This window comes from Leclercia sp. UBA5958, assembly GCF_002430365.1.
Classification (GTDB): Bacteria; Pseudomonadota; Gammaproteobacteria; order Enterobacterales; family Enterobacteriaceae; genus Enterobacter; species Enterobacter pneumoniae.
Genome location: NZ_DJCE01000007.1, coordinates 721494 through 741991 on the forward strand (window position 1 = coordinate 721494; position 20498 = coordinate 741991).

General features: G+C 54.2%; 17 protein-coding genes. 10 read left to right on the forward strand and 7 right to left on the reverse strand.

The window, feature by feature from the left end; genetic code table 11:
* The first annotated feature begins 164 nt into the window (after positions 1 to 164).
* Positions 165 to 707: a cell division protein ZapC gene (zapC, locus tag B2Q93_RS12790; RefSeq protein ID WP_040076298.1), complete on the forward strand. Its 543-nt coding sequence runs from the start codon at positions 165 to 167 to the stop codon at positions 705 to 707.
* On the opposite strand, the gene B2Q93_RS12795 is transcribed toward zapC, so the two are convergent.
* The gene (locus B2Q93_RS12795; protein ID WP_286933355.1) at positions 704 to 1813 is read right to left on the reverse strand and encodes a YcbX family protein; all 1110 of its coding nucleotides are present in this window, start codon (positions 1811 to 1813) and stop codon (positions 704 to 706) included. The two genes, zapC and B2Q93_RS12795, sit on opposite strands and share 4 nt — an antisense overlap.
* A gap of 98 nt (positions 1814 to 1911) precedes the next feature.
* Here B2Q93_RS12795 and rlmKL point away from each other — a divergent pair, with 98 nt between their 5' ends.
* The 6 genes from rlmKL (at position 1912) to rmf (ending at position 9841) form a co-directional block, all read left to right on the forward strand.
* The gene (gene rlmKL / locus B2Q93_RS12800; protein WP_286933357.1) at positions 1912 to 4020 is read left to right on the forward strand and encodes a bifunctional 23S rRNA (guanine(2069)-N(7))-methyltransferase RlmK/23S rRNA (guanine(2445)-N(2))-methyltransferase RlmL; all 2109 of its coding nucleotides are present in this window, start codon (positions 1912 to 1914) and stop codon (positions 4018 to 4020) included.
* A gap of 12 nt (positions 4021 to 4032) precedes the next feature.
* The gene (locus B2Q93_RS12805; protein ID WP_040076294.1) at positions 4033 to 5940 is read left to right on the forward strand and encodes an ABC transporter ATP-binding protein; all 1908 of its coding nucleotides are present in this window, start codon (positions 4033 to 4035) and stop codon (positions 5938 to 5940) included.
* Between the two features lie 17 nt (positions 5941 to 5957).
* Complete coding sequence (pqiA, locus tag B2Q93_RS12810; RefSeq protein ID WP_286933359.1) at positions 5958 to 7223, forward strand: membrane integrity-associated transporter subunit PqiA; 1266 nt, start codon at positions 5958 to 5960, stop codon at positions 7221 to 7223.
* Positions 7216 to 8853 (forward strand): intermembrane transport protein PqiB, encoded by a 1638-nt coding sequence (pqiB, locus tag B2Q93_RS12815; RefSeq protein WP_046886671.1) that lies wholly within the window; start codon positions 7216 to 7218, stop codon positions 8851 to 8853. The genes pqiA and pqiB overlap by 8 nt, the downstream gene beginning before the upstream one ends.
* Positions 8853 to 9419 carry a membrane integrity-associated transporter subunit PqiC gene (gene pqiC, locus B2Q93_RS12820; RefSeq protein WP_040076290.1) on the forward strand — a complete coding sequence of 189 codons (567 nt, stop codon included), beginning with the start codon at positions 8853 to 8855 and terminating at the stop codon, positions 9417 to 9419. The genes pqiB and pqiC overlap by 1 nt, the downstream gene beginning before the upstream one ends.
* A gap of 254 nt (positions 9420 to 9673) precedes the next feature.
* Positions 9674 to 9841, forward strand: a complete 168-nt coding sequence (rmf, locus tag B2Q93_RS12825; protein WP_010429337.1) for a ribosome modulation factor — start codon at positions 9674 to 9676, stop codon at positions 9839 to 9841.
* Between the two features lie 66 nt (positions 9842 to 9907).
* On the opposite strand, the gene fabA is transcribed toward rmf, so the two are convergent.
* Complete coding sequence (gene fabA / locus B2Q93_RS12830) at positions 9908 to 10426, reverse strand: bifunctional 3-hydroxydecanoyl-ACP dehydratase/trans-2-decenoyl-ACP isomerase (protein WP_040076289.1); 519 nt, start codon at positions 10424 to 10426, stop codon at positions 9908 to 9910.
* 68 nt (positions 10427 to 10494) lie between these two features.
* Positions 10495 to 12255: a Lon protease family protein gene (locus tag B2Q93_RS12835; RefSeq protein ID WP_286933363.1), complete on the reverse strand. Its 1761-nt coding sequence runs from the start codon at positions 12253 to 12255 to the stop codon at positions 10495 to 10497.
* A 185-nt stretch (positions 12256 to 12440) separates the two neighbouring features.
* On the opposite strand from B2Q93_RS12835, the gene matP reads away from it, so the two are divergent.
* The gene (gene matP / locus B2Q93_RS12840) at positions 12441 to 12893 is read left to right on the forward strand and encodes a macrodomain Ter protein MatP (protein ID WP_040076287.1); all 453 of its coding nucleotides are present in this window, start codon (positions 12441 to 12443) and stop codon (positions 12891 to 12893) included.
* A 63-nt stretch (positions 12894 to 12956) separates the two neighbouring features.
* On the opposite strand, the gene ompA is transcribed toward matP, so the two are convergent.
* Both ompA and sulA read right to left on the reverse strand, forming a co-directional pair.
* Complete coding sequence (gene ompA / locus B2Q93_RS12845) at positions 12957 to 14012, reverse strand: porin OmpA (protein ID WP_046886669.1); 1056 nt, start codon at positions 14010 to 14012, stop codon at positions 12957 to 12959.
* A 356-nt stretch (positions 14013 to 14368) separates the two neighbouring features.
* A complete protein-coding gene (sulA, locus tag B2Q93_RS12850; RefSeq protein ID WP_046886668.1) occupies positions 14369 to 14878 on the reverse strand; it encodes an SOS-induced cell division inhibitor SulA in 510 nt (169 codons plus the stop codon).
* Positions 14879 to 15094: 216 nt separating this feature from the next.
* On the opposite strand from sulA, the gene B2Q93_RS12855 reads away from it, so the two are divergent.
* Positions 15095 to 15700 carry a TfoX/Sxy family DNA transformation protein gene (locus tag B2Q93_RS12855; protein ID WP_286933366.1) on the forward strand — a complete coding sequence of 202 codons (606 nt, stop codon included), beginning with the start codon at positions 15095 to 15097 and terminating at the stop codon, positions 15698 to 15700.
* A 2-nt stretch (positions 15701 to 15702) separates the two neighbouring features.
* Here the strand turns inward: B2Q93_RS12855 and yccS are convergent, their stop codons facing one another.
* Entirely contained in the window at positions 15703 to 17838 is a 2136-nt protein-coding gene (gene yccS / locus B2Q93_RS12860) for a YccS family putative transporter (protein WP_207293417.1), read from the reverse strand.
* A gap of 15 nt (positions 17839 to 17853) precedes the next feature.
* Complete coding sequence (locus B2Q93_RS12865; RefSeq protein WP_040076281.1) at positions 17854 to 18303, reverse strand: YccF domain-containing protein; 450 nt, start codon at positions 18301 to 18303, stop codon at positions 17854 to 17856.
* Between the two features lie 122 nt (positions 18304 to 18425).
* On the opposite strand from B2Q93_RS12865, the gene helD reads away from it, so the two are divergent.
* Complete coding sequence (gene helD / locus B2Q93_RS12870; protein ID WP_286807951.1) at positions 18426 to 20480, forward strand: DNA helicase IV; 2055 nt, start codon at positions 18426 to 18428, stop codon at positions 20478 to 20480.
* Positions 20481 to 20498: the final 18 nt, after the last annotated feature.

Consider the following 20498-nt stretch of genomic DNA (forward strand, 5'->3'; position numbering starts at 1 on the left):
TTTCTCTCATTATGACGACCAGGGCTTTATTTCCAGCTCTGGTTGTTTTATATTCCGGGACTGTTGCTTATTTAGACATTATAGTCTTTGATTATTGAAGTAAAAAAACGAGACGGTAATAAGGACTTTCTTACGACAGGACGTTTCGGGGACGGGAGAGGCAAATGCGAATTAAACCTGACGATAACTGGCGCTGGTATTATTGTGAAGAGCACGATCGCATGATGCTGGATTTAGCCAATGGTATGCTTTTTCGTTCTCGTTTTGCCCGCCGGATGTTAACCCCAGACGCCTTCGCCCCCAGCGGTTTTTGCGTGGATGATGCCGCGCTCTATTTCTCTTTTGAAGAGAAATGCCGCGACCTGGAACTCTCTAAAGAACAGCGTGCTGAACTGGTGCTTAATGCTCTGGTGGCGATCCGCTTCCTCAAACCTCAAATGCCTAAAAGCTGGCATTTCCTCGCCCATGGTCAGCGCTGGAGTCCGGCGATGGGGGATGCTGCCTGCGTTCATTTGAGCGATACGGCAGAAGAGGTAAGTTTGCTGGTGGTTGAGTCTGGCGAAAACGCCGCGCTCTGCCTGCTGGCGCAGCCCGGTGTGGTGATTGCCGGGCGCACAATGCAGTTAGGTGATGCAATAAAAGTAATGAATGACCGCCTCAAACCGCAAATGCGGGTGGATTCGTTCAGTCTGGAGCAGGCCGTTTAAGGCGCCAGCTGTAGCGACGTTTTAGGGACGCAGCTGCAGCACAAAATCGTGCCGTCATTACCCATGGCGGATTGCTTCAATGCGGTCACTTCCCCATCCAGCAACCGAATACGACAGCTCCCACAAATGCCCGCACGGCAGGAATAGGGTACGCGAATACCTGCCTGCTCAAGCTGCTCAAGTAAAATCTGCTGATTATTGCCGTTCAGGGTTTTATCTTGCCACTGAATAGTCACGGTGCTTTGCGGCTGGCTCTCTACCTCGATCTCCTCTTCCGTTGCGCCGGCGCCGTAAACTTTCGCCGGCCCGGTTGCGAGAATTTCAACCTCATCGCCCACGCGGATCACGCCGCTATTGCGCGCTATCAGGTTCTGACCGAAATCCACGTCGCCGTTATCTTGCGCCGTACGGAATGATTGCAGCGTTTTCAGCGGCTCGCCCGCAGGATGCTTCTGCCCTTTTTCCGGACTGATGGTGGTGAAGATACAGCGGCTGCACGGCTTCGCCACGTCAAAAATAACGCTACCAATGCGGATAACTTTCCAGGTGTCCTCTTCCCAGGGCTGCGCGCCGGTTACCACAATATTGGGGCGGAACTGCTCCATCTGCACGCTGGCCTTGCAGCGGTTTTGCAGATCACGCAGGGAGGCCTCGTTGGCCAGCAGGTAGGGATAGCCATCGGCAAAGGAGAGGGGAACACCCTCGTGGCGCTTCACGCGACGCGTAGGAGTCTGTCCGACCCAGCGTAGCTGCACGTCACGCGCGAAAAAGCCGCTCAGCCAGCGGTTAATGGCCTCAGGCGCGATATGCGCGGTGAAGTGGTTACCCCATACCTCCGTCGGTGCGTTGTCCGGGGCAAAATCGCTAAAACGTACCACGGCGCTGGAGCCATCCGGCGCGGTCAGGTGTAAACCATCGTGCAGCGGAGAAGGGATAAAGCGGACCATCTGCGGAAACTGACGCGCAGTAATGAAAGTACCATCCGTTTCGGTGAGCATAAAAATACGATCAAAGGCAAAACCGCTGACATCTGCCAGTGCATGCGTCAGCCCAATACCACGCATCGATTTGACCGGATGGATAAAAAGCCTTGATAACGTAGGCACGGCAATCTCCCGCAAATGAAAATAAGCCCTCAACTTTATGACATAGAGCGCATATTAGCTATAATGCGCAGCAATTTTCTAAGAGTAAAAGTGACGATATGAATTCTCTGTTTGCCAGTACGGCCCGTGGGCTGGAAGAGCTGTTAAAAACTGAACTGGAAAGCCTGGGCGCGACAGCGTGTCAGGTGGTTCAGGGTGGTGTCCATTTTGAGGGCGACACACGGCTTATTTACCAGAGCCTGATGTGGAGCCGCCTGGCCTCGCGCATCATGCTGCCGATGAAAGAGTTTAAGGTCTATAGCGATCTCGATCTCTACACCGGCGTACAGATGATCGACTGGACAGAGATCTTTGCGCCGGGGGCGACCTTTGCGGTGCACTTCAACGGCGTGAATGATGAGATCCGCAACAGCCAGTACGGCGCGCTGCGTGTGAAAGACGCCGTGGTCGACTGTTTTACCCGTAAAAATCGTGAGCGCCCGAACGTTGATCGTGAAAACCCCGATCTGCGTATTAACGTGTGGCTGAACAAAGAGACGGCGAGCCTTTCACTGGACATGAGCGGTGAAGGTCTGCATCAGCGCGGATATCGCGATCGCGCCGGTGCGGCGCCGATCAAAGAAAACCTGGCCGCCGCGATTGTCATGCGTTCTGGCTGGCAGCCGGGCACTCCGCTGCTCGATCCGATGTGTGGTTCAGGTACTCTGCTGATTGAAGCCGCTATGTATGCCACCGATCGCGCGCCGGGTCTGCACCGTGGCAACTGGGGGTTCAGCGGCTGGGCGCAGCACGATGACGCCATCTGGAAAGAGGTGAAGGCCGAAGCACAGACCCGCGCCCGCGCCGGGCTGGCGGCTTACGGTTCGCGTTTCTACGGCTCGGACAGCGACTCCCGCGTCATTGAGCGCGCGCGCAGCAACGCCCGTCGGGCGGGCATTGGCGAGCTTATCGATTTCAACGTGAAAGACGTGGCGCAGCTGAGCAATCCACTGCCGAAAGGGCCGTACGGCACGGTTATTAGCAACCCGCCTTACGGCGAACGTCTGGACAGCGAGCCAGCTCTGATCGCTCTGCACAGCCTGCTGGGCCGGATCATGAAAGATCAGTTTGGCGGCTGGAATCTGTCGCTGTTTAGCGCTTCTCCGGAACTACTGAGCTGCCTGCAGCTGCGCGCCGACCGCCAGTTCACAGCCAAAAACGGCCCGCTGGACTGCGTGCAGAAAAACTATCATCTCGCGGAGAAATCCGGCGAAAGCAAGCCGACCACCGTGGCGGAAGACTACGCGAACCGTCTGCGTAAGAACCTGAAGAAATATGAAAAGTGGGCGAAGCAGGAGGGCATAGAGTGCTATCGCCTGTACGACGCCGACCTGCCTGAATACAACGTAGCCGTTGACCGTTACGCCGACTGGGTTATCGTGCAAGAGTATGCGCCACCGAAAACTATCGACGCGCAGAAAGCCCGCCAGCGTATGCTGGATGTGATTGCGGCAACCATCGGCGTGCTGGGTATTGCCCCGAATAAGCTGGTGCTGAAAACCCGTGAACGTCAGAAAGGCAAAAATCAGTACCAGAAGATGGGCGAGAAAGGCGACTTCCTTGAAGTGGGAGAATATAACGCGCGTCTGCTGGTGAATCTTACGGACTATCTGGACACTGGCCTGTTCCTCGATCACCGCATCGCCCGTAAGATGCTGGGCCAGATGAGCAAAGGAAAAGACTTCCTTAATCTCTTCTCCTATACCGGAAGCGCCAGCGTACACGCCGGCCTGGGCGGTGCGCGTAGCACCACCACGGTGGACATGTCCCGCACCTATCTGGAGTGGGCTGAACGTAACCTGCGCCTGAATGGCCTGACCGGCCGCCAGCATCGCCTGATGCAGGCCGATGTACTGGGCTGGCTGCGCGATACCGACGAACAATTCGATCTGATCTTTATCGATCCACCGACGTTCTCCAACTCTAAGCGTATGGAGGACTCGTTTGACGTTCAGCGTGACCACCTGCGCCTGATGACCGACCTGAAGCGCCTGCTGCGCAAAGGCGGCACCATCATGTTCTCGAACAACAAACGCGGCTTCCGCATGGATCACGACGGCCTGAGCGCTCTGGGACTGAAAGCTGAAGAGATCAGTCAAAAGACGATCTCTCAGGACTTCGCCCGTAACCGTCAGATCCACAACTGCTGGCTTATTACTGCCGCCTGAAAGGAATAGTAAATGTCATTAATCAGTATGCACGGCGCATGGCTCTCCTTTAGCGATGCTCCCCTTCTCGATGATACTGAACTGCATATCGAGGATAACGAACGCGTCTGTCTGGTAGGCCGCAACGGCGCGGGTAAATCTACCCTGATGAAGATCCTGAACCGTGAACAGGGGCTGGACGATGGTCGTATCGTCTATGAGCAGGATCTTATCGTCTCGCGTCTGCAGCAGGACCCACCGCGTAATGTGGCGGGCACAGTTTATGATTTCGTTGCGGAAGGGATCTCTGAGCAAGCCGAATATCTGAAGGGCTATCACGACATTTCACATCTGGTGATGACCGATCCGAGCGAAAAAAATCTCAATGAGATGGCGCGCCTGCAGGAGTTGCTGGATCACCATGGCCTGTGGCAGCTTGAAAATCGCATCACCGAAGTGCTGGAACAGCTCGGTCTGGATCCGGACATGGAGCTGGCATCTCTCTCCGGCGGCTGGCTGCGTAAAGCGGCGCTTGGCCGGGCGCTGGTAAGCGGCCCGAAAGTGCTGCTGCTGGATGAACCGACTAACCACCTGGATATCGAAGCTATCGACTGGCTGGAAGGATTCCTGAAGACCTTTAACGGGACGATTATCTTTATCTCGCATGACCGTTCGTTTATTCGCAATATGGCCACCCGTATTGTCGATCTCGATCGCGGCAAGCTGGTGACCTATCCGGGCGATTACGACACCTATCTGCTGGAGAAAGAAGAGAACCTGCGCGTTGAAGAGCTGCAAAATGCCGAGTTTGACCGCAAGCTTGCGCAGGAAGAGGTCTGGATCCGCCAGGGCATCAAAGCCCGTCGTACCCGTAATGAAGGCCGCGTACGCGCCCTGAAAGCGATGCGTAACGAACGTAGCCAACGCCGTGAAGTGATGGGCAGTGCCAAAATGCAGGTAGAAGAGGCGGCCCGTTCCGGGAAGATCGTCTTCGAGCTGGAAAATGTCAATTATCAGGTTGATGGCAAAGTGCTGGTAAATAACTTCACGGCTCAGGTTCAGCGCGGTGACAAAATAGCCCTGATCGGCCCTAACGGCTGTGGTAAAACCACGCTGCTGAAACTGATGCTCGGCCAGCTAAAAGCCGACAGCGGCCGGGTCCACTGCGGTACCAAACTGGAAGTGGCCTACTTTGATCAGCACCGTGCTGAGCTCGATCCTGACAGAACGGTGATGGATAACCTGGCGGAAGGTAAGCAAGAGGTGATGGTAAACGGGAAACCGCGCCATGTGCTGGGCTATCTGCAGGACTTCCTCTTCCACCCGAAACGCGCCATGACGCCGGTGCGCGCACTTTCCGGGGGAGAGCGTAATCGACTGCTGCTGGCACGTCTGTTCCTGAAACCCAGCAACCTGTTGATCCTCGATGAACCGACGAACGATCTTGATGTGGAAACGCTGGAACTTCTTGAAGAACTGATTGATAGTTATCAGGGCACTGTGTTGCTGGTCAGCCACGATCGTCAGTTTGTGGACAATACCGTGACCGAGTGCTGGATCTTCGAAGGCGAAGGCCGCATCGGGCAATATGTCGGGGGGTATCACGATGCCCGCGGGCAGCAGTCTCAATCACAGGCGCTGAAGCAATCCCGCAGCAAAAATGATGCGGAAGCCGCTGTCACCAAATCCGAAGCGGTAAAACGAGGCAGCAGTAAGCTAAGCTATAATCTGCAGCGCGAGCTGGAAGGGTTGCCGCAGCGTATGGAAGAGCTGGAAGCAAACCTTGAAGCCTTGCAGGCCCAGGTCGCCGATGGCGCGTTCTTCAACCAGCCGCATGACCACACTCAAAAAGTCCTGGCGGATCTGGCGCTGGCCGAGCAGGCGCTGGAAGAAGCATTCGAACGCTGGGAGTACCTTGAGGCTCTGAAAAACGGCGCTTAAGTAAATATGGAGCCAGAATGTGTGAACATCACCATGCCGACAGGCACATTTTATGCTCACAGTGTGACCTGCTCGTGGCGCTCCCGGCACTTGAGCATGGTCATAAAGCGGCATGCCCCCGCTGTGGGACAACGCTGACAACCGAGTGGGACGCACCGCGCCAGCGTCCCACCGCGTATGCGTTTGCAGCCCTGTTTATGCTGCTGCTCTCTAACCTGTTCCCGTTCATCTATATGAAGGTCGGGGGTATCACCAGCGAAGTCGAACTGCTGGAGATCCCCCGCGTTATGTTCAGCGAAGATTATGCCAGCCTCGGCACCTTCTTCTTGTTGTTCGTTCAACTGGTGCCGGCGTTCTGTCTGGTGGTCATTTTGCTGCTGGTAAATCGCGTCAAAATGCCCCTGAGCGTAAAGATTTTGCTGGCGCGGATCCTCTTCCAGCTGAAAAGCTGGGGAATGGCTGAAATTTTCCTCGCCGGGGTGCTGGTCAGTTTCGTGAAGCTCATGGCTTACGGTGATGTGGGGGTCGGCAGCAGCTTTATTCCCTGGTGTCTGTACTGTGTACTGCAGTTGCGCGCTTTCCAGTGCGTGGATCGCCGCTGGGCATGGGACGATATCGCTTCTGCGCCAGCGCTCCCGCATGCGCCGCAGGTGGGCGTTCCCGGAATTCGCCAGGGTCTGCGCTCATGTCCTTGCTGTACGGCGATTTTACCGGCCGATCAACGAGTCTGCCCGCGTTGTGGCACTAAAGGGCATGTCCGGCGCAAAAACAGCATTCAGTGGACACTGGCGCTGCTCTTTACCTCCATCATGCTCTATCTCCCTGCCAATATTCTGCCGATCATGATTACCGATCTGCTTGGCGACAAGATGCCCTCGACCATTATGGCCGGGGTTGTTCTGCTGTGGGGGGAGGGGTCGTATCCCGTGGCGCTGGTTATTTTTATTGCCAGTATTATGGTACCGACCCTGAAGATGATTGCGATTGGCTGGCTCTGCTGGGATGCAAATGGGCACGGACAACGTGATAGCGAACGGATGCACCTGATTTATGAAGTCGTCGAGTTTGTCGGCCGGTGGTCCATGATAGACGTGTTTGTCATTGCAGTTTTATCGGCGTTGGTGCGCATAGGGGGATTGATGAATATCTATCCCGCTCTGGGAGCGCTGATGTTTGCATTGGTCGTGATTATGACCATGTTTGCGGCCCTGACCTTCGACCCTCGTTTATCGTGGGATCGTGAGCCAGAGCCAGACCATGAGGATAATAAAAAGCATGGATAACAAAAGTGGAGAGGCGAAAGTGCAGAAGGTTAAACACTGGTCGCCGGTCTGGATCTTCCCCATCGTGACTGCGCTAATCGGTGCCTGGATCCTGTTTTATCATTACAGCCACCAGGGACCGGAAGTCACCCTTATTACCACTAACGCAGAGGGCATTGAGGGGGGGAAAACCACCATTAAAAGCCGTAGCGTAAACGTGGGCGTAGTGGAAAGTGCGACGCTGACCGACGATTTGACCCATGTCGAAATTAAAGCGCGCCTGAATGCCGGTATGGAAAAGGTGCTTCAGGGCGACTCCGTTTTTTGGGTCGTTAAGCCGCAGGTTGGCCGCGAGGGCATTAGCGGCCTGGGGACACTGCTTTCCGGGGCCTATATTGAGCTGCAGCCGGGAACCAAAGGCGGGCAAAAAAATGAGTACCAGCTTCTGGATTCTCCGCCCCTTGCGCCACCTGATGCCAAGGGTATCCGCGTCATTCTCGACAGCAATAAAGCCGGGCAGCTGAGTCCGGGCGACCCGGTGCTGTTCCGGGGCTATCGCGTCGGTTCGGTCGAAACCAGCACCTTTGATACCCAAAAACGCACCATAAGCTATCAACTGTTTATCAATGCGCCAAACGATCGTCTGGTGACCAGCAATGTGCGTTTTTGGAAGGATAGCGGTATCGCCGTCGATTTGACCTCGGCCGGTATGCGGGTTGAAATGGGCTCGCTCACCACGCTGTTTGGCGGCGGCGTCAGCTTTGATGTGCCGGAAGGACAAGAGCTGGGTCAGCCTGTTGCAGAGAAAAGTGCCTTTAAGCTGTTCGACGACCAGAAATCGATACAGGATGCGCTCTACACCGATCACATCGATTACCTGATGTTCTTCAAAGACTCTGTCCGCGGTCTGCAGCCGGGCGCGCCGGTAGAATTCCGGGGTATCCGCCTGGGTACGGTTGGTCAGGTTCCCTTCTTTGTACCGGGACTGAAACAGGTGCTGGATGACGACTACCGTATTCCGGTGCTCATCCGCATTGAGCCGGAACGTCTGATCAACCAGATAGGTGAAGATCAGGATATCGGGACGCATATTACCGAGCTGATGAACCGTGGTCTGCGCGGCTCGCTGAAGACCGGTAATCTGGTGACCGGCGCGCTCTATGTAGATATGGATTTCTATCCGAAAGCGCCAGCCATTACCGGAATGCGGGAGTTTGGCGGGTATAAAATCATCCCAACCATGAGCAGTGGGCTGGCGCAGATCCAGCAGCGCCTGATGGATACGCTGGATAAGATTAACAACCTGCCGTTGAACCCGATGCTTGAAGCGGCCACGCATTCTCTGAATGAGAGCCAGGCCACGATGCGTCGTCTGCAGACCACGCTGGATAATCTGAATAAGCTCACTGCCAGCCAGTCGATGCAGCAGCTACCTCAGGATATGCAGAAAACGCTGCGCGAGCTAAATCGCAGCATGCAGGGCTTCCAGCCAGGCTCCGCCGCGTATAACAAGATGGTGGCGGATATGCAGCGCCTCGATCAGGTATTGCGTGAACTCCAGCCGGTGCTGAAGACGTTGAATACGAAGAGCAACGCGCTGGTCTTTGAAGCGAAAGATCAAAAGGACCCTGAGCCGAAGGGGGCTAAATAATGAAAAAATGGTTATTGATCGCCGCAGCAGCAGTGCTGACTGCCTGTAGCTCGGGTAGCGACAATAAGAGCTATTACCAGTTGCCGCTGGCTAGCCAAACGGGAGGCAACAGCATGGCCAGCCAGGGTAACCGCTTACTGTGGGTAGAACAGGTCGCGGTGCCGGATTATCTGGCAGGTAATGGCGTGGTTTATCAAACCAGCGATGTTAAGTATGTCATCGCAACGAATAATCTTTGGGCAAGCCCGCTTGATCAGCAGTTGCGCAATTCGCTGGTGGCTAACCTCAGCAGCCAGTTACCTGGCTGGGTTGTTGCTTCGCAGCCTCTGGGTAGCGATCAGGATACGCTTAACGTCAATGTGACCGGTTTTCACGGGCGCTATGACGGGCGCGTGATTATCAGTGGCGAATGGCTGGTTAACCATCAGGGACAGCTAATTAAACGTCCTTTCCATCTGGAGCTGAAACAGCAGAACGATGGCTACGAAGAGATGGTGAAGGTGCTGGGGCAGGGCTGGGCGCAGGAAGCCAAAAGCATCGCCAGTGAGATTTCACGCTTGCCATAAGTAAAATTCATTATCCAAAACCGCAATCTGCCTCTCGCTGATTGCGGTTTTTTTTTGATGGTATCTCAGTCTGTTACTTGTGCCGCATCACAGATTTTGTACAAACGAACTTCCGTATAGTTCACATTTATGACACTAGCGTGAATTTTGCGCATTGACGCTGAGCTTTATTCGCGGTATTCGTTAGATGTGATTGCACATTTAGTAATCACTGTTTTCTTTTCCACCAGATCAAATAATGAGGGAAACGAGGCATGAAGAGACAGAAACGAGATCGCCTTGAAAGGGCTCATCAACGTGGTTATCAGGCTGGCATCGCCGGACGTTCTAAAGAAATGTGTCCCTATCAGACCTTAAATCAAAGGTCGCAATGGTTAGGGGGCTGGCGAGAAGCCATCGGAGACAGGGCAGTACTTGCTTGATAGCGTCTCTTTAAAAAGAAACCTCCGCATTGCGGAGGTTTCGCCTTTAACGCCTTCAGTCAGCAATCAGAAAGCTGACGTATCCTGGAACAGGCCGACCTTCAGGTCGGTTGCGCTGTAAATCAGACGACCGTCTACCAGCACTTCACCATCTGCCAGGCCCATAATCAGACGACGGTTCACAACGCGTTTGAAGTGAATACGGTAGGTCACTTTCTTCGCAGTTGGCAGAACCTGACCGGTGAATTTCACTTCGCCCACGCCCAGCGCGCGGCCTTTACCTTCGCCACCCAGCCAGCCGAGGTAGAAACCAACCAGCTGCCACATCGCGTCGAGGCCCAGGCAGCCTGGCATTACCGGGTCGCCAATAAAGTGGCAACCGAAGAACCACATGTCCGGGTTGATATCGAGTTCTGCTTCTACGTAACCCTTATCGAAGTTGCCGCCGGTTTCCGTCATCTTCACGACACGGTCCATCATCAGCATGTTCGGGGCCGGTAACTGTGGGCCTTTCGCGCCAAACAGTTCACCGCGACCAGAGGCAAGAAGATCTTCTTTTGTATAGGATTCGCGTTTATCTACCATGTTCTCAGTAAGCCTTATTTTAGTGAAGGACGCAGGATAGCTAACACGTGTACGCTGAACAAGTCCGATCAGTTTGGACTAAACCATCCCAACCAGCGCAGCGGCCACGGATAACGATGACGAGACTCCTGCTGAGTCGCCTGGGCGATGCGTTCCTGAATGGTCTGCATGAGCGTTGTCTGCCCCTCGCCATCCCATATCAGGTTTGTGAGTAAGGGTAGCGCATCCGCAATATCTTCAATCGCCCAGAGGGAGAATTGTTCCTCTTCTACTGCCTTCAACACATCCTGGCTGAGGCTCAGGTGACGCACGTTTGCCAGCGGAATGATCACACCCTGTTTGCCGTTCAGACCACGCTGCTGACAAACCGTGAAGAAGCCTTCAATCTTCTCATTGAGGCCGCCTACTGGTTGGGCACGACCAAACTGATCCACTGAGCCGGTTATGGCGATACTCTGGTTAACTGGCACGTCGGCCAGCGCGCTAATCAGGGCACACAGCTCGGCCATGGAGGCACTATCGCCATCTACTTCGCTGTACGATTGTTCAAAGGTCAGCGAGGCAGTGAAGGGGATCTGCTGCTCAAGCTGTAGCTCTGACATCAGATAGGCTTGCATGATCATCATGCCTTTAGCATGAATATTACCGCCCAGTTCCGCTTTGCGCTCGATGTCGATAAATTCGCCATCGCCAATATGCACAACGCAGCTGATGCGCGAAGGTTCGCCAAAGGCGCGCGGATGGCCCGGGAATTCAATCACCGACAGGGCATTGATCTGCCCGACACGTTCACCTTCCGTTTCGACCAGGATCTGATCAAGCAGGATTTCATCCTGCATCCGGTCAGCGAGGTACCCTTCACGCCATTGGCGTTGCAAAAGCATCTGGCTCAATTGCTCGCCAGTGAAGAAGGCATCCGGCGTTAAAGCGGCCACTTCACGGAGTTGCTTACCCAGCCACAGAGGGCAGAGGGGCAAGGTCTCTTGATCGCCCGTGTAACGGACGGCTTCACGAATCAGCACTGGCCAGGCATCAGGGGCAGGGACAGGCAGACCAGCACTTTCGGCCAGGGCGTTTACCCATAAACACCATTGCTGCATCTCTTCTGCATCAGCAATCTGAATGTTGTCTTCAAATTCGCTGTAAATGGCCTGATCGGCCAACTCCGGCTCCATCTCCTGGAAATCGGCCAGTGCTTCGCGATCACCCACCAGGACCACTTTTAATGACAGCGGCATAGAAGGAACGGAGACCGGAAGTGGACGAGACTCGTCAAAACCGACCCAATCAAAGCGCTGCTGGCTCACTATATTCTTTAAACGCATCCACAAGAGCGGCTGGGCCAGCAGGGTACGCAGGGAGATGAGCAAGACACCGCCATTGGCCTGGTGCACCAGACCCGGCTGGAGGCTGACCTCACCATTAAACTGACGCAAGCAGCCAAAAAGCTGTTCAGCCTCTACCCAACCGGCCGTTGTAACACCGCCAGTGACCGCAAAACGGCCATCTGCAATCTCAGTGGGGGTAAAGGTGATAGTCGTGCCGTTGACGCAATACGTACCGCCAGAGACGGCGTCATTCTCCGGCAACAACTGCCGCATGGCGTCCGCCAGCAGGTTGAGATACTCCGCTTCATCCGGTGCCTTCAGCAACATAAAAGGCGACGTTGCCCAGGGGCTTAACGCCTGCTCCATTGCGTAATGCAAACGTGGCTGCGTATCGCTTAATGCGGATTCGTCTTCTTTCGCGAGCTCGGGCTGTGCAAACAGTTCCTGATAGCTATCGGTATCCGGAACCAGGTCACGCCATGCTAATTTCGTAATCGTCAAAGTTGATGTTTTTTAGTCAGATGTAAAACGATGGATTATACCGTAAGGCTCAGGCTCTGCCCACGAAGGAATAGGAGTTTCACGCGGTGAATCTCATCTGGCGGTCACAGGCGTTGATTTCTTTTCAGCAGATTGGCAAAAAACTGATATTCTGGACAGAGTTACACGGTCACATTGGGATCGCAATGAAATATCAACAACTGGAAAATCTCGAAAGCGGCTGGAAATGGAAGTACCTGGTCAAAAAACACCGCGAAGGAGAATTGATAACTTGCTACCTTGAAGCCAGTGCGGCGAAAGAAGCGGTAGATTTATTGTTGACCCTCGAGAATGACCCCGTTCGGGTTAACGGCTGGATTGAACGCCATATCAACCCCACACTGCTGAACCGCATGAAGCAGACTATCCGCGCGCGGCGTAAACGGCATTTTAATGCTGAACATCAGCATACCCGTAAGAAGTCGATTGATCTGGAATTTTTAGTCTGGCAGCGTCTGGCGGGGCTGGCTCAACGTCGGGGGAAAACCTTGTCTGAGACCATTGTTCAGCTTATTGAAGATGCTGAACATAAAGAAAAATACGCCAGCAAGATGTCGACACTGAAAACCGATCTGCAGGCATTGCTGGGCAAAAAATAGCGTTAGCTTTTTCGCAGGCAATAAAAAACCCCGCAGAGCGGGGTTTTTTTATAAGACGATAACTTATGCCGCAGGCTGAGTTACAACGTCTTTGATGCCTTTAACTTCGATCTCTACGCGACGATCTGGTGCCAGGCAGTCGATCAGCGCTGCACGTGCTTTCACGTTGTCGCAGGTGCTGCCGGTAACTGGGTTAGATTCGCCCATACCACGTGCGGAGATCTTGTTGCTTGGGATACCTTTAGAGATCAGGTAATCAACAACAGACTGAGCACGTTTCTCGGACAGACCCTGGTTGTAAGCGTCAGAACCGATGCGGTCAGTGAAGCCCAGAACCACTACGGAACCGTCTTTCGGATCCAGGTTGCTCAGCTGGCTGTACATCTGATCCAGAGCCTGCTGGCCTTCTGGTTTCAGAGTTGCTTTGTTGAAGTTGAACAGAACGTCAGACTTCAGAGTGAAGTGCTTGGTCTGTACTTCTGGAGCTGGAGCCGGAGCTGGAGCTACGATTGGTGCAGCTTCTTCCTGCTGGCCGAAGCGGTAGGAAACACCTACGCTCAGCAGGCCGTTGTCTGGACGGGTACCAACGGTGTTTGCATCACCGATGTTGTTGGTCCACTGGTATTCCAGACGGGTAGCGATGTCACGGGTCATTGCCCATTCCAGGCCGCCAGCGAATACTGGGGAAACGCCAGTGTCGTGGTCTTTGAAGGAAGCGCCGCCAGGAACGTTAGCTTTAGCATCTGCACGCCAAACCATACCACCCAGACGGGTATAAACGTCCAGATCGTCAGTGATTGGGTAACCCAGTTTAGCGGTCAGCTGAACGCCCTGAGCCTTGAATGCGCCGTTGATGTTGTCGCCTTTGTATGGCATACGACCTAACCAGTCGTAACCCATTTCAAAGCCAACATACGGGTTAACCTGGTAACCACCGAATGCACCAGCGCCCAGCTGGTTTTCGTGGGTTGGACCATTGTTGTTGATAAAACCAGTATCGTGGAACTGAGACCAGCCCAGTTTAGCACCAGTATACCAGGTGTTATCTTTCGGAGCGGCCTGCGCTACGGTAGCGAAGCCAGCCAGTGCCACTGCAATCGCGATAGCTGTCTTTTTCATTTTTTGCGCCTCGTTATCATCCAAAAATCGCCATGAGAATCTCAATGAGAGTTCACGGTTAAATCCTTCACCGGGGGGCGGGGACAATAGAGTAACTCTACCGATATCTTCGGCTTAGGCCGAGCACCCCTGGCGATGTAAAGTCTACAACGTAGTTGGAAACTTACAAGTGTGAACTCCGTCAGGCATATGAAAAAAAAAGTTTTGTATACACAATATTTAACATAAATTGTGGTTATTCATGCCAAACGAAATCAGAGAAACCGCACCAGACAAGACTCTTCGTCGGATTTACACATGGAATTAATGGTGTACAAGTGCCGCAAAAAAAATTCCAGGAAAACTCTTATTTTTACTTAATGATACAAATTCGAGTGAATTTTTAGCCCAGAAAAGTGTCCCTTGCCCTGGGGACCAACCTGAACCGGACGCATTATAAAGCCCAGCGCGTTTCCTTCTTCAGCCGCTTCAGCGAGCAAATATTGCTCATCATCCGTTAATGCTTCAGTAAACCAGCCAATAACCACACTGTAATTACCGGTGCGCAATGCTCTGGCCATGGATTCAACAGTATGGCAAGGCGCAAGCTGACTAACCTGCATAACTTTAGTCAAAGGCAGACCCGCTGACTGCACCCACTGGCGACTTAATTTCTGATTAGGCGTGAGCCACAACTGCCAGCGAGACTGCTGCCCCAGTTGCTGTAAAAGCGGCAGCAGCAGGAGTTGGGTCATCATGGGCTGGTCTTCACGGTAGAGCACTTCACTAATCAGCCCGGTGGAGGGACGCGCAGAAGAAGTCATTGCGCTATTGCCTGCAGTTGAAGTGAAAGATGTTGTGCGATTTGAATAGCCTGAAGAGTACATAATCAATCCAGCCCTGTAGTTACTGTATGGATATACAGTAACCCCTGTGCGACTAAAGATCAACCTCATTTTCTGAAAGCGTCTCGCAAAATTCACTCGTTGTTGCTGCCTCTTTCAAAATCATCTTGCCCATCGCCCGCAACTTACCTATTTTTTGACTAACGGATCCGTTAATAAAAATTTCATTTTTTACTTCATGATTTAAAAGGAATTATTATGAAAAAGATATCCTATGAACGGATCTATCAATCTGAAAAATACCTGTCCTCATTGGGAGAAGTAGAGCATCGCGCGTTGTTTGGCGGGTACGCACTGGCCGTAGACAATACTGTGTTCGCCATGGTTTCAGCAGGCGAGTTGTACCTGCGGGCCTGCGAAGAAAGCGCTCCCTATTTCGTCAAACAGGGCGCCTCATTCTTAACGCTGTTAAAACGTGGGCGGCCCGTCTTACTAAACTATTATCGGGTGGATGAGACCCTCTGGCAGGATCAAGAGCGACTGCTACGGCTCTCGTCGTTTGCGCTCGAAGCCGCCCGCCGGGAACGCTGTAAACGCTTTAAACAGGACCGCCTGAAAGATCTCCCCAACCTGACCTTCCAACTCGAACTGCTTCTGTGCGAAGCCGGAATTCCAAACGAAGAGGCGTTACGCACACTCGGCGCTGAGGCATGCTGGTTGAGGATCAAGCGGTTGAATAAGCATCTTAGTTACAAAGTGCTGTTTGCACTGGAAGGGGCGATCCAGGGGCTACATGAAGCGGCTCTCCCGGCAATACGACGCCGGGAGCTGATTGAGTGGTATAAAACATTGCCAGCGCAATAACGCTACTCTGGCAAGTGAGCAACCTGTTGTTGTAGTCGACAAATTTCTGGCAGCAACGCAATAAGCAGACCGATCTGTTGTAGAACCAGTGGCGCTTTGCTCTCCGTGCCAGGTTCAAGATGCGATATACGTTGCGCCAGTTCATTTAATGCTTGCTCTACCCGCGGCTCATCCGCCGGGCGCTGATGCAGTGCATCATCCACATAGCAGACAGCATCATCCAGCAGATCCAGTATCGCTGGGTTCGTGAGCCGCTCACGGTGCGCGCCCAGTGCAGATATATAGCTGGTGAAGGTGTGATTCAGGCACAACAGCCGGAAAGCCACCTCGCGGATCTCCGCCGTGGCGCGTGGCTCCCGCGTCATATTTGAAACCACCGAGGCCAGTTCGGCATCGCGATTATGCGCATCCCGCCGGGCAATACGATAAGCCAGGCGGTTATCGCGCCCCTGGTGGTACTGTTCGAGGATCGCGTCCAGGTAACGACAGTTGGCATTGACCGCCTGAGCCAGTACCCGCGGTAAGTTGCGAAACCGCCAGTCGGGCCAGATAAAACTCACTGCTGCCCAGGCGATAGCGCAGCCTATCAGGGTATCGATCACTCTTGGTAATGCCACTTCGAACCCTTCACCAAGGAGATTAAAGCAGAGCAAAACCAGCAAGGTTATAAACATGGTGGCATGCGCGTATTGCACATTACGGAAGGCAAAGAACAACACCCCGGTAATAACAATCAGAATCAGCTGTCCTTCCACTGAGGGGACGAAATAGAGGATCGGCAGGCCCAGCGCCACCCCGGCGAGGGTGCCAAGAATACGCAGCGCCAAACGGTGTCGGGTGGCATTGTAGTTAGGCTGGCAAACAAACAGGCTGGTCAACAGGATCCAGTAACCATGATGCATCCCGGTAATCTGGATAAAGGCATAACCCACACATAACACCACCGACATCCGCACGGCATGACGGAACAGCGCCGATTCAGGCGAGAAGTGGCGGCTTAGGCGCAGCCAGATATCACTGAAACCATGCATACTGTCGTCTGCCAGCTGGTTTTCCGCCTCATTGCCGGGCTGCGCCAGGGCCTGTTCGGATTCGATGGAGGCGAGCTGGGCATCAATCGCCCGCAGGTTATTAAGCAGGAAACCGAGGGCTTTCATCTGCTCGGCCGAGGTACCGCTGGCCTGTACGCGGTCGAGGGCCGCATCCAGATGGCTAAAGGCTCGCTCGAAACGGGGATCATGCTGGTAAGGCGTGCGCAATAAAATAGAGCGAGAGAGCTGCTGACAGGCCTGCGACTGCATCGACAGCAGACGCTGAAAACGGAACATGACATCGCTATAACGAAATTTCTCGCGCAGGGCCGAGTATTGAACATGAGAGGAACTGGCGCGCTCATGAATATCCTGCGCCACGAAATAGTAATGCAGGGTACGGCGGGTGCCACGCTGACCGCGGTCGCCGCGCAAACGGGTAAGGAGCGAGGCTTTCGTCTGGTTTAGCGTTGTCACCAGTTGGCCATTCGCCAGCGCCACATCGTAAAGCGGAGCCTGGCTTTCATCTTCAATGTCCGGATCGAAAAGCCGTGATTTAAGTTCCAGATAGTGGGCCAGCTGTTCATAGCTGCGCGCCAGGTTGTCCTGCAGCGGGCGAATGGGGAAGATCAGATGACCCGCAAGGGTTAACAGGTTATACCAGATAGCGCCAATGAGCAGCAGCACCGGCTGTTGATACCACTGGTCGTAAAGCGATACGCCCAGCATGGTGTAAATGGCTATCAGCAACGCGCCGAACGCGATAGTGGCATAGCGCTGGCCCAGGCCACCCAGCAAGATAAAGCAGCTTGTCGAGAGCAGTAGTCCTATTGCAAAGAGCCAGGGCCAGGGGAAGAGCAGCTCCACGGAGGCCGAGGCGATAAAAAAGCAGATTAAGGTAATAACCAGGTTACGCAGTCGTCCGGCGAGGCGATCGTCAAGATCGGCCAGGGCGCCAGCAACCACCCCCAGCGTCAGGGGGATGGTCAGCTTTACCTCGCCCAGCCACCAGGGCAGGGCGGTGCTGCCGCAAAGGGCGATGAAGATCCTGACGTTATAAAGCCAGGCGCTGTTCCATGTATAGCGACGTAGCAGTGGGCTGAGCATGCGCGCAGGTAATCCTTATGACTGAAATCGACGACGGGCGCTATTTTCACGGGCGGCACGGGCGACCTCCACCGGGACCACTCTACGTCCGACCGGCCACAGGGCGATAGCGGCAATCTTAAAATTGGCGATACCAACCGGGATACCAATAATAGAAATACACTGAGCAATGCCCGCCGCAATGTGCATCAGGCACAGCCACCAACCGAAAAAGATCAGCCAGAGAATATTAAGCAGCGTACCGCCGGTGTTCATGATTGCGCTCTTCCCGTCCGGGTTTAGCTCATCGACGTGAACGGCTTCGTTACCATAAGGGAAAAGCGACAGACGAGTGATTTCCCAGCATGATCGCGTTAGCGGCAGGGTGAAAATCAGGACGATACTCACCAGGGTTGCCAGCAGCCAGGAGAGGGTGGTGGCAAAACCACCCAACACAAAATTCAAAATATTCAAAACGGTACGCATAATCCCTCAATTCCTTCCGGTTTGTTCACAGCCTGATGATTGTAACGTTTTTTTGCGCTGGAGCACCTTAAAACTGGCAGTTACACTATCAGGCAACTATCACCCCGTGGATCAGGCTGGACATGGAACTGAAAGCAACTTCGTTAGGCAAGCGCCTGGCACAACATCCCTATGACAGGGTTGTCCTGCTCAACGCAGGCGTTAAGGTTTCAGGCGAGAAGCATGAATATCTCATCCCCTTTAACCAACTGTTGGCTATCCACTGTAAGCGCGGTCTGGTCTGGGGTGAGCTGGAGTTCGTGCTGCCGGCGGATAAAGTGGTGCGCCTTCATGGTACCGAGTGGGCTGAAACCCAACGTTTTCATCATCATCTGAATGCACTGTGGCAAACGTGGAGTGCTGAGATGAGCGACATCGCGGCACAGGTCTTACAGCAAGTGCTGGCGGATATCGCAGAGAGCAATGAGCAGAACAGCTGGTTAACCCGCGACAAGACCCTTGGCCTGCAGCAAAAAATCACCCAGGCGCTGACGGCGCTGCCATTACCCGCCTCACGGCTGGAGGAGTTTGATAACTGCCGTGACGCGTGGCGGCAGTGTCAGGCGTGGCTGAAAGATATTGACCAGAGCCGTCTGCTGCATAACCAGGCGTGGACGGATACCATGCTGACGCGCTACGCCGATTTTTTTGCCGGAATAGAATCTTCGCCCCTCAACCCGGCGCAGGCGCGCGCAGTGGTCAACGGCGAACACTCGCTATTAGTGCTGGCCGGTGCGGGTAGCGGTAAAACGTCAGTACTGGTGGCGCGTGCCGGGTGGTTGCTCACCCGCGGCGAAGCGACAGCAGATCAGATCCTGCTGCTGGCTTTTGGTCGTAAAGCCGCGCAGGAGATGGATGAACGGATCGAAGCGCGTCTGCATACGCAGGAGATCACCGCCAGAACTTTCCACGCGCTGGCGCTGCATATTATTCAGCAGGGCAGTAAAAAAGTGCCGGTCGTCAGTAAGCTTGAAAACGACACCCCCGCCCGACAGGCTCTGTTCATCAAGGCCTGGCAACAGCAGTGCAGCGAGAAAAAAGCGCAGGCAAAAGGCTGGCGGCAGTGGCTTGAAGAGGAGCTTAACTGGACCGTCCCGGAAGGGAGTTTCTGGCAGAACGAGAAGCTGGCTCGCCGTCTGGCGCCGCGCCTGGACCGCTGGGTGAGCCTGATGCGTATGCACGGCGGCGCGCAGAGCGAGATGATTGCCGGTGCGCCGGAGGAGATCCGCGATCTCTTCTCGAAGCGGGTGAAGCTAATGGCGCCTCTGTTAAAAGCCTGGAAAACGGCCCTGAAAGAGGAGAATGCCGTGGACTTCTCGGGGCTTATTCATCAGGCGATTCTCATTCTGGAGAAAGGACGCTTTGTGAGTCCCTGGAAACATATTCTTGTGGACGAGTTTCAGGATATCTCGCCTCAGCGCGCGGCGTTGCTGGCGGCGCTGCGGGGGCAAAACAAACATACCTCGCTCTTTGCGGTCGGCGATGACTGGCAGGCTATCTACCGCTTTAGCGGCGCGCAGTTGTCGCTTACTACTGCCTTCCACCACTATTTTGGTGAGGGGGATCGGTGCGATCTGGACACCACCTATCGCTTCAACAACCGAATCGGTGAGATCGCCAACCGCTTTATACAGCAAAATCCGCATCAGCTGGCGAAGCCGTTAAACAGCCTTGCCGCGGGGGATAAAAAAGCGGTCACCCTGCTGGCTGACGATCAGCTCGACGCGCTGCTGGATAAGCTCAGTGGTTATGCCAAACCGGAGGAGCGGATTCTGCTGCTGGCGCGCTACCATCATCTGAAGCCTGCCACGCTGGAAAAGGCCGCGACCCGCTGGCCGAAATTACAGCTCGACTTTATGACTATCCACGCCAGTAAGGGGCAACAGGCGGATTACGTCATTGTGCTGGGATTGCAGGAGGGAAGTGACGCATTCCCGGCCCCTGCCAGGGAGTCGGTCATGGAGCAAGCGCTGCTGCCCGTTCCGGAAGATTTCCCCGATGCCGAAGAGCGGCGACTATTGTATGTGGCGATAACCCGCGCCCGGCATCGCGTGTGGTTACTCTTTAATAAAGCGCAGCCGTCGTCTTTTGTGGCGGTATTGCGTGACCTGGATGTGCCAGTAGCCAGAAAACCTTGAGATCGTGCCGGGTGGGGG

What these genes read in the sequence shown, in the direction of transcription:
- rmf (WP_010429337.1), top strand. Translation starts at nt 9,674, where the DNA reads ATGAAGAGACAGAAACGAGATCGCCTTGAAAGGGCTCATCAACGTGGT.
- ompA (WP_046886669.1), bottom strand. Translation starts at nt 14,012, where the DNA reads ATGAAAAAGACAGCTATCGCGATTGCAGTGGCACTGGCTGGCTTCGCT.
- pqiA (WP_286933359.1), top strand. Translation starts at nt 5,958, where the DNA reads ATGTGTGAACATCACCATGCCGACAGGCACATTTTATGCTCACAGTGT.
- pqiB (WP_046886671.1), top strand. Translation starts at nt 7,216, where the DNA reads ATGGATAACAAAAGTGGAGAGGCGAAAGTGCAGAAGGTTAAACACTGG.
- yccS (WP_207293417.1), bottom strand. Translation starts at nt 17,838, where the DNA reads ATGCTCAGCCCACTGCTACGTCGCTATACATGGAACAGCGCCTGGCTT.
- pqiC (WP_040076290.1), top strand. Translation starts at nt 8,853, where the DNA reads ATGAAAAAATGGTTATTGATCGCCGCAGCAGCAGTGCTGACTGCCTGT.
- B2Q93_RS12855 (WP_286933366.1), top strand. Translation starts at nt 15,095, where the DNA reads ATGAAAAAGATATCCTATGAACGGATCTATCAATCTGAAAAATACCTG.
- zapC (WP_040076298.1), top strand. Translation starts at nt 165, where the DNA reads ATGCGAATTAAACCTGACGATAACTGGCGCTGGTATTATTGTGAAGAG.
- matP (WP_040076287.1), top strand. Translation starts at nt 12,441, where the DNA reads ATGAAATATCAACAACTGGAAAATCTCGAAAGCGGCTGGAAATGGAAG.
- fabA (WP_040076289.1), bottom strand. Translation starts at nt 10,426, where the DNA reads ATGGTAGATAAACGCGAATCCTATACAAAAGAAGATCTTCTTGCCTCT.
- sulA (WP_046886668.1), bottom strand. Translation starts at nt 14,878, where the DNA reads ATGTACTCTTCAGGCTATTCAAATCGCACAACATCTTTCACTTCAACT.
- helD (WP_286807951.1), top strand. Translation starts at nt 18,426, where the DNA reads ATGGAACTGAAAGCAACTTCGTTAGGCAAGCGCCTGGCACAACATCCC.
- rlmKL (WP_286933357.1), top strand. Translation starts at nt 1,912, where the DNA reads ATGAATTCTCTGTTTGCCAGTACGGCCCGTGGGCTGGAAGAGCTGTTA.
- B2Q93_RS12805 (WP_040076294.1), top strand. Translation starts at nt 4,033, where the DNA reads ATGTCATTAATCAGTATGCACGGCGCATGGCTCTCCTTTAGCGATGCT.
- B2Q93_RS12865 (WP_040076281.1), bottom strand. Translation starts at nt 18,303, where the DNA reads ATGCGTACCGTTTTGAATATTTTGAATTTTGTGTTGGGTGGTTTTGCC.